General features: G+C 69.4%; 11 protein-coding genes. 7 read left to right on the top strand and 4 right to left on the bottom strand.

Going from position 1 to position 13,396, the window contains the following annotated elements:
- Nucleotides 1-10: 10 nt before the first annotated feature.
- Entirely contained in the window at nucleotides 11-2,293 is a 2,283-nt protein-coding gene (locus C5E06_RS15390) for an FdhF/YdeP family oxidoreductase (RefSeq protein ID WP_104307503.1), read from the bottom strand.
- A 187-nt stretch (nucleotides 2,294-2,480) separates the two neighbouring features.
- On the opposite strand from C5E06_RS15390, the gene C5E06_RS15385 reads away from it, so the two are divergent.
- The 7 genes from C5E06_RS15385 (at nucleotide 2,481) to C5E06_RS15355 (ending at nucleotide 10,338) form a co-directional block, all read left to right on the top strand.
- The gene (locus C5E06_RS15385; RefSeq protein WP_104307490.1) at nucleotides 2,481-2,927 is read left to right on the top strand and encodes a MarR family winged helix-turn-helix transcriptional regulator; all 447 of its coding nucleotides are present in this window, start codon (nucleotides 2,481-2,483) and stop codon (nucleotides 2,925-2,927) included.
- 88 nt (nucleotides 2,928-3,015) lie between these two features.
- Nucleotides 3,016-4,488 carry an MATE family efflux transporter gene (locus C5E06_RS15380; RefSeq protein ID WP_104307489.1) on the top strand — a complete coding sequence of 491 codons (1,473 nt, stop codon included), beginning with the start codon at nucleotides 3,016-3,018 and terminating at the stop codon, nucleotides 4,486-4,488.
- Nucleotides 4,489-4,604: 116 nt separating this feature from the next.
- A complete protein-coding gene (locus C5E06_RS15375) occupies nucleotides 4,605-5,474 on the top strand; it encodes a MerR family transcriptional regulator (protein ID WP_104307488.1) in 870 nt (289 codons plus the stop codon).
- A gap of 58 nt (nucleotides 5,475-5,532) precedes the next feature.
- Entirely contained in the window at nucleotides 5,533-6,240 is a 708-nt protein-coding gene (locus C5E06_RS15370; RefSeq protein WP_104307487.1) for a FadR/GntR family transcriptional regulator, read from the top strand.
- 100 nt (nucleotides 6,241-6,340) lie between these two features.
- A complete protein-coding gene (locus C5E06_RS15365) occupies nucleotides 6,341-7,819 on the top strand; it encodes a four-carbon acid sugar kinase family protein (RefSeq protein WP_104307502.1) in 1,479 nt (492 codons plus the stop codon).
- Between the two features lie 47 nt (nucleotides 7,820-7,866).
- Nucleotides 7,867-8,769 (top strand): NAD(P)-dependent oxidoreductase, encoded by a 903-nt coding sequence (locus C5E06_RS15360; RefSeq protein ID WP_104243750.1) that lies wholly within the window; start codon nucleotides 7,867-7,869, stop codon nucleotides 8,767-8,769.
- Between the two features lie 87 nt (nucleotides 8,770-8,856).
- Entirely contained in the window at nucleotides 8,857-10,338 is a 1,482-nt protein-coding gene (locus C5E06_RS15355) for a GntP family transporter (protein ID WP_104307486.1), read from the top strand.
- Between the two features lie 114 nt (nucleotides 10,339-10,452).
- Here C5E06_RS15355 and C5E06_RS15350 read toward each other — a convergent pair whose 3' ends face one another.
- The 3 genes from C5E06_RS15350 to C5E06_RS15340 form a co-directional block, all read right to left on the bottom strand.
- Entirely contained in the window at nucleotides 10,453-10,659 is a 207-nt protein-coding gene (locus C5E06_RS15350) for a hypothetical protein (protein ID WP_104307485.1), read from the bottom strand.
- 263 nt (nucleotides 10,660-10,922) lie between these two features.
- Nucleotides 10,923-12,119, bottom strand: coding sequence for an MFS transporter (locus tag C5E06_RS15345; RefSeq protein WP_104307484.1), 1,197 nt, complete (start codon nucleotides 12,117-12,119; stop codon nucleotides 10,923-10,925).
- A gap of 200 nt (nucleotides 12,120-12,319) precedes the next feature.
- Nucleotides 12,320-13,039, bottom strand: coding sequence for a DedA family protein (locus C5E06_RS15340; protein WP_104243742.1), 720 nt, complete (start codon nucleotides 13,037-13,039; stop codon nucleotides 12,320-12,322).
- Nucleotides 13,040-13,396 lie beyond the last annotated feature (357 nt).

Raw genomic sequence — 13,396 nt, 5'->3', positions numbered from 1 at the left:
GCCAGTTTCCTCAGCGCGTTTCGACCGCAGCTCGCTCCAGTCGAACGACGATCGACTTCGAGGTCGGCGTGTTGCTGACATCGGCGGTCGAGTCGAGCGGCACGAGCACGTTCGTCTCCGGGTAGTACGCGGCGACGCAGCCGCGCGGGGTGGAGTAGACGACGATGCGGTGGCGTTCGCTGCGGCGCTCTTCGAGCGAGCCGTCGCGGCCGGGCCACTCCGACACGATGTCGACGTGGTCGCCGTCGGCGAGGCCGCGGTCCCGTGCATCCGCCTCGTTGACGAAGACGACCCTCCTGGCGCTCTTCACGCCCCGGTACCGGTCGTCTTTGCCGTAGATGGTGGTGTTGAACTGGTCGTGCGAGCGCAGCGTCTGCAGCAGCAGGCGCCCCTCGGGGACCTTCGGGTACTCGAGCTCGTTGGCTGTGAACTTCGCAGTGCCGCCGATGCTCGAGAAGTCGCGGCCGTCGCGCGGCCCGTTCGGCAGGACGAACCCGCCGGGCTCGTCGATCTTTGCCTCGAAGTCCTCGAACCCGGGAATGACCCGGGAGATGGATGCGCGCACGTTCGCGTAGTCGGCGCGCAGCTCGGCCCAGTTCACCTGCGGCACGTTCGGGCGCGAACGGGTGAGGACCCGCTCGGCGAGCATCGTGACGATGGCGACCTCGCTGAGCAGTTCATCGCTTGCCGGCTCGAGCCGCCCGTGGGAGGCATGCACGGCGCTCATGGAGTCCTCGACGGTCACGCGCTGCGTGCCGCCCGCCTGCCGGTCGCGTTCCGTGCGGCCGAGGGTGGGGAGGATGAGCGCTCGGCGCCCCGTTGCGACGTGCGAGCGGTTCAGTTTCGTCGATACCTGCACCGTGAGGGCAAGCGACTCCATGGCTGCCTCCGTCACTGCCGTGTCGGGTGTCGCCCTGGAGAAGTTGCCGCCCATGGCCATGAAGACGCGGGCCTTGCCGTCGCGCATGGCGCGGATCGCCTCGACCGTGTCGTAGCCGTGCTCGCGGGGAGACGCGAACGAGAACTCGGCGTCGAGCTTGTCGTGGAACGACTCCGGCATCCGCTCGAAGATGCCCATCGTGCGGTCGCCCTGCACGTTCGAGTGCCCGCGCACGGGGCAGACGCCCGCGCCGGGCTTGCCGATGTTGCCCTGCAGGAGCAGCAGGTTGACGCAGTCGCGCAGTGTCGGCACGGAGTGCTTGTGCTGGGTGAGGCCCATCGCCCAGCAGACGATCGTCGATTTCGAAGCGAGCAGCAGCTCACCGGCCTCGCGGATCTCCGCCTCGCTCAGGCCGGTCGCGGTCTCGACCTCGGCCCAGTCGAGCGTGCGGAGGGACTCGAGGTACGCATCCACGCCCGACGTCTTCGCGGCGATGAAGTCGTGGTCGAAGACGGTGCCGGGGTTCGCCTCCTCGGCGTCGAGCAGGATGCGGCCGAGCGCCTGAAACAGAGCCTGGTCGCCGCCCAGCTTGATCTGCAGGAACAGGTCGTTGAGGGCGGTGCCGCCGAGCACCATGCCGCGCACGGTCTGCGGGTTCTCGTACCGCATGAGCGCCGCCTCGGGCAGCGGGTTCACGGCGATGATCTTGCCGCCGTTGAGCTTCGCCTTCTCGAGGGCGGTGAGCATGCGCGGGTGGTTGGTGCCGGGGTTCTGGCCGGCGATGATGATGAGGTCGGCCTCGTGGAGGTCCTCGAGGCTCACCGAGCCCTTGCCGATGCCGAGCGTCTCGCCGAGTGCGGAGCCGCTCGACTCGTGGCACATGTTGGAGCAGTCGGGGAGGTTGTTCGTGCCGAGGCCGCGCACGAACAGCTGGTACACGAACGCCGCCTCGTTCGAGGTGCGGCCTGAGGTGTAGAAGATCGCCTCGTCTGGGCTCGACATCTGCGCGAACTCGTGGGCGATGATGTCGAACGCGTCGTCCCAGCTCACGGCCCGGTAGTGCGTGCCGCCCTCCTCGAGGAGCATCGGGTGTGTGAGGCGGCCCTGCTGGCCGAGCGAGTAGTCGTCCCAGGTGCGCAGCTCCTCGATGGAGTGCTCGGCGAAGAAGCTCGGGGGAACGCGCCGTTTCGTGGCCTCCTCGGCGACGGCCTTCGCGCCGTTCTCGCAGAACTCGGCCGGGCTGCGGTGCTTGCCCTCCGGCCACGCGCATCCGGGGCAGTCGAAGCCGTCCTTCTGGTTGATACGCAGCAGGGTGCGGGCCGTGCGGGCTGGGCCCATCTGCGCGGTTGTCACCTTGAGCGAGTTGAGGACGGCGGGGATGCCGACGGCAGTGATCTTCGGCTCGGAGAACATCGCGGCGGTCTCGTCGATGTTCTCGACGATGCGCGTCACGCCGGCTTCGGGCTTCGCGCGCTTCTCTGGATGCTTCGGTTCGGGCATCGTTGCTCCTCCCGGGGAATCCGCCCAGTCTACGCATGCAGCCGGGGGCCAGGGCCGGGCGACCTTGACAGTTAGAACTCTAACTGTCATAGTTCTAACTATGTCGAATACAGCGCCAGCCCCACGCACGCCCCTCGAGTTCGTCCGATGGATCAGCTGGGCGCAGATGAAGGCCGGAGAGGACTGGACACGTGAGCGCGAGCTCACCCGGCCGCAGAGCTTCGTGCTCGGCTACCTCGTGCAGAATCCCGGGGCGAGCCAATCGGAGCTCGCTCGAATGAGCCGCACGACCCCCGCAAGCGTCTCGAGTCTGCTCCGCGGCCTCGAGGGGCGAGGGCTCATCGAACGCCGAACCGAGGGCGGCGACGAGCGCACCAAGCGCGTCTACGCCACTCCTGCGGGAGCTGAGCTCATCGCGGGCTTCGAGGAGGCCATGATCGCCGCAGACGAGACGATCCTCGCGCCGCTCGATGCCGATGAACGAGTCGCGTTCCAGGCGCTCCTCGCCAAGATCACGGCTCAGCTCCCGCAGCCAGTGCGCGACTAGCCCTCCGAGGCGCGCGACCGAGTCGCGCATCCCCTCACGTGCCGACGAGTGTCGGCGCGCGCTCCGTCCTGCCCAGAAGGAAGCAACCATGAGCACACCACCAGAAACACAAGCCACGGCCGATCTGTCGACAGCCCGTGAGGCCGCCCCGGATGCGGTGCACACGAACCGCTGGTACCTCTCGTCGGCACCGATCGTCAGTGCACTCCTGCACCTCTGCGTGCCCATGGCGGCCGCGATGATCGTCGGAGCGATCTACAACCTCACCAATGCGGGGTTCATCGGCTCGCTCGGGGACACGGCCCTGCTGGCCGCCATCACCCTGGGCTCGCCGGTCCTCATCCTCGTCATGGGGGTCGGGAACGTCTTCGGGGTCGGGGGAGGGGCGCTCGTGTCGCGCCTCCTCGGCGGGGCCGAACGCGACCCCTCGAAGGCGGCGACCATCAAGCGGGTCGCGTCCTACTCGCTCTGGGGCTCGGTGGTCGTGGGGGCCGTGGTCGCCGCCATCGGGCTCGTGTTCCTCTCGCCGCTCGTCTCGCTGCTCGGCGCCGACGCATCCGTCGCGGCGCCTACGGCTGCCTTCGTCGGGGTACTGCTCGGCTTCGTGCCCGTCCTCGCCGCGGCGGTCTGCCTCGAGCAGCTCGTCCGGGCGGAAGGCGCGGCGAAGCAGGTCATGGTCGCGCTCGTGCTCTCCGCCGTCGTGAACCTGGCTCTCGACGCCCTGTTCATCCTGGTGCTCAACTGGGGCGTGGCGGGGGCGGCCGTGGCGACGGGGCTCGCGAACCTCGTCGTCGTCGCGTACTTCGTTCTCTGGCTCACGCGCAACAGCGAGCACGTGAGTCTCTCTCCTCGCTGGTTCACCCTCGCGGGCTCCGTGCAGAAGCCGGTCCTCGGCGTCGGCATCGGCACGCTGCTGCAGTCGGCGTTCCTCATCGTCACGGCGCTGGTGCTCAACAACCTCGCCGCAGCCTACGGTGAGGGGCCGCTCGCGGCGATGGGCGTCGCCGTGCGTATCGCCCAGGTGCCCGAGTTCCTCATCATGGGTGTCACCCTCGGCGTGCTGCCGCTCCTGGCCTACTCGTACGGCAAGGGCGACGGCGCACGCTTCGGGTCGGCGCTGCGCGCATCCGCCATCACGGTCGGCGGGGTCGCCGCGCTCGCGGCCATCCTCCTGCTGTGCTTCCGAGAGCAGGTGTTCGCGCTCTTCGTGGCCGACGCATCCGTGCTCGCGATCGGCGTCGTGGTGCTCGCGGCGCAGCTCATCGCGATGATCGCGAACGGCTTCACCGGCCTCATCACGTCGCTGTTCCAGGCAACCGGCCGTGCCCTTCCCGCGACCATCATGTCGGCCGCCCAAGGGGTGCTGTTCATCCCCGTGGTGATCGCGGGGAGCATCTGGTTCGGCCTGCCCGGCATCATCTGGGCGCTCACCGTGACCGAGGTCGCGGTGCTCGCTGTCGGGGTGGTCCTGTGTGTCGCGTTGGCTCCGGCCCTCAAGCGCGGCCTCGCGGAGGGCAGCGCGGAGCGTGCGGAGGAGGCGCTCGAGATGGCGGCGGCCTGATCGGGCCTCGCGCCTCGAGGCGCATGCCGGCGAGCTCGAGGCGTCTGGTCCAGCCGGGCAGGTCTGCGGAGTGCCCCGCTTGACTCTCCTCCTACGGGAGGCGGCAGGCTTGAGGCATGCTCACCATCGGGGAATTCGCGAACACGACCGGCATCAGCGTGAAGGCGCTGCGTCACTACGACGAGACGAAGGCGCTCGTCCCGTACGAGGTGGATGCGGTGACCGGGTACCGCAGGTACGCCGAGTCGCAGGTGCGCGACGGCGCCCTCCTGCAGGCGCTGCGGGCGGCCGGCGTGCCGCTGCCCTCCGCCGCGAGGGCGCTCCGAGACGGAGACGCAGCCGACGTGCTGCGTCATCATCGTGCCGAAGTGGTGCGGAAACGTGACGTCGAGGATGCAGCCATGACGGCTGCGGACGCCGTGCTCACCGCATTCGCGCGCCCGGTTCTCGTCGAGGAGCGGCGACTCGGGGCCACGCCGTTCGTCGCGCGCGTCATCCCGCTGCCCGCTGACCTCGATGCGGCCGGTGGGGGCGTCGCCCGCGGGGACGGTGCCGGTGCGGCGCCGAGCGATGAGGACGCGAACCGGGAATTCGCCGAACTGCATCGGCGCGGCGTCGAGGCTGGGCTCGAGCCGGGGCCCGGGTTCTGGACGTCCTTCCGGGAGGCCCCCGGCAGCACGGCACGAGCATCCGAGCTGCAGATGCTCTTCTGCTGGCCGGTCGCGCGCCTCCCGGAAGCCGACGACGAGTCGTGGCACGACGGGCGCATCCTCGCGGATGAGCTGCCGCCGCGAACCGACCTCGTGGCCGTGTGGCGCTCGCACGGTGCCGATCTGCCGGAGGGGTCCGTGCATCCGGCCGTCGTGGCCCTCTTCGACGCGCTCGCGGAGCGCGGGGTGGCGCTCACATCGCCCGAGGTGCGCCAGCGTGTCATCGGAGAGGATGCGAACGACGTCGTTGTGGAGGTCGCCGTCACGCTGCGGTGACGCTCGCGTGAGCCGGTGTCCGGACGCGCCCACTAGCATTGCGAGTTCGGAGGTCACCATGGCGAGAGCGTCGCTTGTTCAGTCGGTCAGCGACCGGCTCCTCGATGACATCATCTCGGGGGCGCTGCCCCAGGGGGCGCCGCTGCCGCGTGAGATCGACCTCGCCGAGCGGCTCGGCGTGAACCGCCTCACGCTGCGCGAGGCCCTCAAGACGCTGCAGGCGCAGGGAGTCGTTCAGCCGGTTCCCGGGACTCGCGGTCGCGTGCTTCCCATGGAGGACTGGACCGGCATCGAGCCGCTCCTGCGCGCCGCGACGTCGACCGGCGGCAAGGCGCAGGCCTCGGTGCAGCTCGTCCAGCTTCGACGAATGATCGAGACGGGTGCCTGCGAGCTCGCTGCCCCGCTGCGCACCGCCGACGACCTCGAGAAGCTCGAGGGGTACCTCGAGGAGATGCGCGCGGCGAGCGCCGCGAACGACGTGCACACCTTCGTCACCGCCGACATCGCGTTCCACGATGTCGTGCTGCGGGCGAGCGGCAACCCGTTCCTGCGCGTGCTGCTCGAGCCGCTCGGGAAGTTCATGTACGAGCGCCGCTACGAGACCTCCGCGGTGCCGCAGGTGCAGGTGAATGCCATCCGCGAGCATGCGGGGATCCTCGAGGCGCTGCGCTCCGGCGATGGCCCAGCCGCGCGCGCGGCGATGGAGTCGCACATGCAGCAGACGGCGGACGACCTGCAGGAGTACGTGCTCACGCCTCGAGTCTGATCGCTCGGCCCCGGTTCCCTCCCTCGGGATATCAGATATCTCCTTGACAACATTCTTTGGCGGGCGCAAGATATCTGATATCCGATTACAAGGGAGTTCTCTGATGGATGAAAGCCGACTGCTCGAGCAGTACCCCGCCCCGGTGCGCGTCGACGCTGCGGAGGTCGCCGACCGGGTCCGCGAATCCGGAGTGACCCTCATCGTGCTCGACGACGATCCCACCGGGACGCAGTCCGTCGCCGATCTTCCCGTCCTCACCCGCTGGGAGCAGGACGACCTCGTCTGGGCCCTCGAACAGGGCCGCGACGCCGTGTACGTCCTCACGAACACGCGCAGCCTCGACGCCGAATCCGCCGCCGCACGCAACCGCGAGATCGTGACGGCAGCCCTCGCCGCGGCGGAGCGCCTCGAGCGCCGAATCGCCTTCGTGAGCCGCGGCGACAGCACGCTGCGCGGCCACTTCCCCCTCGAGACCGACGTCATCGCGGCAACGCTCGCCGAGCTCGGCGGCCCGGTGCCGGACGGCGTCCTCATCGTTCCCGCATTTCCCGACGCTGGCAGGGTCACGATCGGGGGCATCCACTACTACCGGCAGAACGGCGAGCTCGTGCCGGTCGCCGAGACGGAGTTCGCGAAGGATGCGACGTTCGGCTTCCGCAGCTCCGCGCTCCCCGAATGGGTCGAGGAGAAGACGAAGGGTCGCTGGGCCGCCGCAGATGTGACGGTGCTCTCGCTCGGCATCATCCGTCGCGGCCCAGAAGCGGTCGCGAGCGTGCTGCAGGATGCGCGCGACGGTCAGCCGATCGTCGTCGACGTGGTCATCGAGGACGACATCCGCATCGTCGCCCTCGGGCTCGAGCTCGCGGAGGCCGACGGCAAGCAGTTCCTCTACCGCGTCGGGCCGCCGTTCGTGCGAGCCCGCATCGGGCAGGAGATCGCCTCCCCACTCGCCCCGGCGCAGCTGGCGCGCGACGGGGTGGCCCAGTCCGCTGCCGGCGGCCTGATCGTCGTCGGCTCGCACGTCGACCTCACGACACGGCAGCTCGCAGCCCTCCGGACCGAGCATCCCCACCTGCCGACCGTCGAGCTCTCCGTCTCGGCGATCATCGACGCGGACGCCCGAGACGCGCACATCGGCGAGGCGAAGGCTCGCGTCGTCGAAGCGCTCGCGAGCGGCGACGTTATCCTCCACACGAGCCGCGAGCTCGTGAAGACCGACGACGCGGACGCTTCCCTCGCGATCTCCAGAGACGTCTCTGCCGCCGTCTGCGAGGTCGTCGCGCACGCGCTCCGCGTGACGCCGCCGAGCTTCGTCATCGCCAAGGGCGGGATCACCTCGAGCGACGTCGCCACGAACGGCCTCGAGATCCGTCACGCCGTCGTCCGCGGCCCCATGCTGCCCGGCATCGTCTCCCTCTGGCAGGCGGTCGGGGGACCGGCCGACGGCATCCCCTACGTCGTGTTCGCCGGCAACGTCGGCGACGAGGACTCGCTCGCGCGGGTCGTCGAGAAGTTCCACGCGAGCGCCGCTGTCGGTGTCGACGCACCTGCATCCGCACCCATTCCCGCATCCAACTGATCAGCAACAGCGCTGAGATCTCCACACGCACCGAGAAACGAGCAACCATGACCTCCTCCACCTACTCCGTCGCCGTCCTCGGGCTCGGCGCGATGGGCCTGCCGATGGCGACCCGCCTCAGCAGCCAGCTCACGGTCAACGGCTTCGACATCGCGCAGCCGCGCCTCGACCTCGCGGCCGCCGCGGGCATCGTGCCGCACGCCTCCGCGGCCAGCGCGGTCGCCGGCGTCGACGCGGTCCTCCTCGCCGTCCGCAACGGCGAGCAGCTGCATGAAGTGCTGTTCGGAGAGAACGGCATCGCCGACAAGCTCGACGAGGGCGCAGTCGTGATCCTCACGAGCACCGTCGGAACCGACGGCATCGCCGACGTCGTCGCTCGCCTCGAGCAGCACTCGGTCGAGCTCGTGGATGCGCCCCTCTCCGGCGGCCCCGTCCGCGCGGGCGAGGGCGACCTGCTCATCGTCGTCGGTGCGACGCCGGCAGCGCGAGAGAAGGCGCAGCCCGTGCTCGGCCTCCTCGCATCCACCCTCACCGTGGTCGGCGACCGCCCCGGCGACGGTCAGGCGCTGAAGACCGTCAACCAGCTGCTCTGCGGCGTGCACATCGCGGCCGCAGCGGAAGCGCTTGCACTCGCCGAGCGTCTCGGGCTCGACCCGGCCAAGACCCTCGAGACGCTCGGCGCCGGAGCAGCGGGCTCATTCATGCTCGCGAACCGCGGCCCCCGCATCCTCGAGGCCTACGACGAGGACGGCGCCGAAGTGCTCAGCCGCCTCGATATCTTCGTGAAGGACATGGGCATCGTCGGCAAGGCGAGCCGCGCCGTCGGGCTCCCGACGCCGGTCGCCGCCGCCGCCGAGCAGCTGTACCTCCTTGGCCAGGCACAGGGACTCGGTGCGTCCGACGACTCAGCCGTCATCCTCGCCCTCGCCCCGAAGACCACCGACTCGTAAGCAAGAGCCCCCGCTCTCACCCAAACAACGCGCTCGTCAGCGTCCTCGTCAGCGCTCTCGTCGGCGCCCTCGTCAAAGGAGACGGACTTGTCCACATTCCTACTGCTCGCGATCGCAGCCGGAGGTATCGGCCTCCTCCTGCTGCTGATCATCAAACTCAAGGTGCACGCCTTCCTCGCGCTGCTCATCGTGAGCGTCCTCGTCGGCCTCGCGACGGGATTGCCGCTCGTGACCGTTCCCGAGACGGAACTCGAACCGGCACGCGTCGGCATCATCGAGTCGATCATCGCCGGAATGGGCGGTGTGCTCGGGTCGGTCGCGATCCTCGTCGCGCTCGGCGCGATGCTCGGGAAGATCATCGAGATCTCCGGCGGTGCCTCCAGCCTCGCCGGGCGCTTCACGAAGCTGCTCGGGCCGAAGCGCGTCGCCGGTGCCCTCACAGCCGCCGCCCTCGTGCTCGCGATCCCCGTGTTCTTCGACGTCGGGTTCATCATCCTCGTGCCAATCATCTACGGCTTCTGCAAGGCGGCAGGCGTCGACCCCGTGAAGTTCGGGCTGCCCGTCGGCGGCATCATGCTCGCCGTGCACGTCGCGATGCCCCCGCACCCCGGAATCGTAGGAGGCGCCGGAATCCTCGGCGCCGACCTCGGCTGGGTGACCATGATCGGCCTCCCCGTCTGCCTCGTCCTCGCCGTCGTCTCGCACTTCTTCTCGAAGTGGCTCAACCGCAAGAACTTCACGATGCTCTCGACCACGGCGAAGTCGTTCGCCGAGTTCGGCACGGAGAAGGCGGATGCGATCGTCGCCGACGCCGACGCCGACGCCGAAGGCGCGTCCGGCTCGGAGGGCGGCGCGTCCGGCACCGCCACCAAGGCGCGCACGGTCGCGCCGCCGAGCGCAGGCATGGTCATGACGCTCATCGTCACGCCGCTCATCATGATCGCCCTCGGCACGGTCGGCGCCACGCTGCTGCCGGCCGGCGACCCCATCCGCAACGTGCTCGCGTTCATCGGCGCCCCGCTGTTCGCGCTCCTCGTGACGGTCCTCCTCGCGAGCTTCTTCCTCGGCATCCGCCGCGGCTGGAGCGCATCGCAGCTCGGCGACGTCGTCGAAGCGGCGCTCCCACCGGTCGCGGTCGTCATCCTCGTCACGGGCGGAGGCGGCGCGTTCGCCCGCGTCCTCACCGAGAGCGGAATCGGCGCGGCACTCAGCGAGACGCTGCTCGCCACCGGCATGCCGCTCATGATCATGGCGTACCTCATCTCGCTCGCCCTCCGCGCGGCGCAGGGGTCGGCCACGGTCGCGATCCTCACGACGGCTGGCCTCCTCAGCGCGTCGATCCTCGGCGGCGGGTACTCGACGATCCAGGTCGCGCTGCTCGCCCTCGCCATCGCGTTTGGCGCACTCGGCCTGTCACACGTCAACGACTCCGGCTTCTGGGTCGTCACCCGGTACCTCGGCCTCGGCGTCGCGGACGGCCTCCGCACGTGGACCGTCCTCACGACGGTGCTTGGCCTCGTCGGCTTCCTGCTCTGCTTCGTCGTCTGGCTGCTCGTGGGCGTCGCCTAGCGACGGCTTCCGCAGCCCCACCGCGATCGCTGCCAGCCGATGTGCCCTTTCACCGAGTTCGGGAAGGGGCACATCGGCTGGCAGCGTTTGGCGTCCGCGCTGAGGTCTCTCGCGTCAGTAGCTCGAGTTGTTGCCGTGATCGAAGCGGATGCTCGTCGGCGCCGGACCCGGGTTCTCGGCTCGTCGGCGCCGTTCGTCTGGGGAGAGCTCGGAGTCGCGCGGTGGGCGAGGGGCCGCGCGCAGCATCCACACCAGGAGGAACGTGACCGCCGCGAAGCCCAGCGCGATGACGGCAACCACCAGGGCGGGGTTCTCGGTCATGGGATGCTCCGCTCGCTCAGGCGCCGCACGCGCGTCTTCCGGGGAGTCTCCCACGCCGGCCGGGGAAGCGCTCGCTGCTCGCTCCTCGCTCATCCTCGCTGGCCCGTGGCGGCCAAGCGGTCGTCAGGGCCTGAGTGCCAACGCTGCCAGCCAAGTGCCCCTTCCACCGGGCGTGTTGCTGGCCACTTGGCTGGCAGCGTTTGCCTGCGCGGACGTGGCATCGGACTCGCCTCAGGTGGCGGCGGTTGGCCTGCTGGCCCGCGCTACGGCGCCTGCGGGCCCTTCTGCACGGGGATGATGCCCGTGCGCGCCGGCGGGTTCGGGAAGAACCAGAGGATGGAGCCGGAGAGGATCCAGATGATGGCCATCCCGGTGATCAGCCAGCCTGCGTCGAAGCCCGCGATGAGCCCGGCGATGGCCGCGCCGACGGCGGCCGCCGTGACCCGCAGGCCGGCGCCGATCGTGAAGACCTGCGAGCGCACGTTCGGCTTGCTCTCCTTGTCGCGGAGCAGCATCATGGCGGCGTTTGCCGGTGCCGCGAAGAGACCCGAGATGAGGACAGCGGCGAACGCGAACCCGATCGGGAGAGCCGGCACCGCGATGAGCAGGAAGACGCCCGTCGCGACGAAGCCCATCCCCATGACCCAGACCGGGCCTCGGGTGGTCCAGGTCCTGACCGCCATGAAGAGGGCGCCGGCGAGGCCGCCGATCGCGTAGGCGGTGACGAGCCAGGCGGCGGACGCCTCGGAGCCGGTCCGCTCCAGGGAGATGGCGATGGCGGCGATGCCGAGCGCGCCACCGGCGACCTGGCTGACGGTGCCGGCGATCGTGACGATCGCGATCGGCTTGTGCTTGACGAGGTACGTCATGCCGCGAGCGATCGTCCGCCCGAGGCCTTCCACCGGGCCGTTCTTCGCGTGCATCCGGATGCCGAACCCGGCCACCGCCCCGATGAGGGCGAGGCTCGCGAGGAGCACCATCGCGAGTCGTGCTGAGCCCGCCAGTGGGATCGCGAGCGCCGCCAGCGCCGGACCACCCACCGAGGCGATCGTGTAGGAGAGCGCGTCCTGCGCGTAGGCCTTCCTGGCCGGCTCGATGTTGTCGGTCGCGAAACTCGAGAGGCCGCCCATGTAGGCGGGAGTCACGAACCCGGCGACCGCGAGGATGACGGCGATGACGCCGATCGGCAGTGTGCCCAGCTGTGAGGCGAAGAGGTAGGCGGCCGCCGTGATCGTCCCCCCGATGATGAGGAGCAGCTTCGGGCGGCGCATCCGGTCGAGGAGGGCGCCAACGAGCGGTGCCGCGATGACGCTCGGGAAGAGGGCGACGGCGACGAGGAAACCGCCGACGGCGACGTCCCCGAGCTGCTCGACGGCAAGCAGGGGAAGGGCGACAACTGCTCCGGCGTTCGCCAGTCGGAGGGGGATCGAGGTCGACTGGTACCGCCAGATGCCGCTCATCCGTGAACCGAACTCCTCACTGCAACGCCGTCGAGAGACGCGGCAGAGCATGCCGCGCAGGCAAGCCTACGTCGCGTTCGAGGCGCCCGTCAGCGCCCGGAATCGAGTCTCGCGGGAGGGTGGCATGCCTTGTTACCGGCGGTTCGCGGGGCGGCGGAGTCCACACTGCGCCGGGGCAGCTGGCGCCGCGATCCCGACGCTCAGTCGCCGAGCTTCTGGTCGAAGTCCTTCGGTGCAAGCGAGAGGTTCTTCGCTTCATCGCGGCTGCGCTGCTCCGCCTCGCGGCGGGACTTCCGCGAGTTCAGGAGGTAGTGGATGCTCGTGGGCACCACGGTCGCGAGCACCGCGACGATCAGGATCACGTCGATGTACTCGCGGATGAAGTCGCCGAGTACCGGCACATAGCCGAGGAGGTAGCCGGCGAAGGTGAGGCCGGCGCCCCAGATGAGCGCGCCGATGAGGTTGTAGATCGTGTACTTGCGGTAGTCCATCTTGCCGACGCCCGCGGCCACCGGAGCGAAGGTGCGCACGACAGGAACGAAGCGGGCGATGATGACCGCGAGGCCGCCGAAGCGCTCGAAGAACGCGTTGGTCCGTTCGACGTTCTTCACGCTGAAGAGGCCGCTCTCCTTGCGCTCGAAGATCCTCGGCCCCGCTTTTCGCCCTATCAGGTAGCCGACCTCGCCGCCGAGGAACGCGGCGAATCCGATGGCGAGGCACACCCACCAGATGTCGAAGCCGATGCCCGGGTAGAAGGCGAGCAGGCCCGTGATGAGCAACAGTGTGTCGCCGGGCAGCAGGAAGCCGACGAGGAGGCCGGTCTCCGAGAACACGATGAGGCACACGACGAGAAGCGCCCAGGGGCCCGCACCGTGAATGATCGTTTCAGGGTCGAGCCAGGGGAAGAGTGTGGGAGCCACGGAAGGATGCGTCCAGTCGCTGAGATGCAGGGGCGGTAAGTGAAGCAGAGGTGATCGAAAGAGTATCCCGCGCGCGCCCTGGGAGGAACACAGCTTGGACGGGGTACCCGCGGGGTGCTCTCGCCCGCCGAATGTCGGCGGCCAGAAGTAGCGTCGAAGGTGTGCTGGGAGGCGCGCGGGCTCGCCTGCGTGGCTGGTGATTCCAGCGTCCGGTTACTGTTCTGTGACGTGGGATTTCTCCACAGAGCACGAATATACGTTCGATGCACGATAGGCTGGGACTGGCTTCGGGGGAAGCCAGCTCGGCACGTGAATCCGCAGGCAGAAATGCCTTGGGTGGAGGGTGCCGGGACAATG

Source organism: Pseudoclavibacter sp. RFBI5 (genome assembly GCF_002931395.1).
Classification (GTDB): Bacteria; Actinomycetota; Actinomycetes; order Actinomycetales; family Microbacteriaceae; genus Pseudoclavibacter.
The sequence above is the reverse complement of the archived record's forward strand: the minus strand, read 5'-3'. Positions and strand labels throughout refer to the sequence as shown.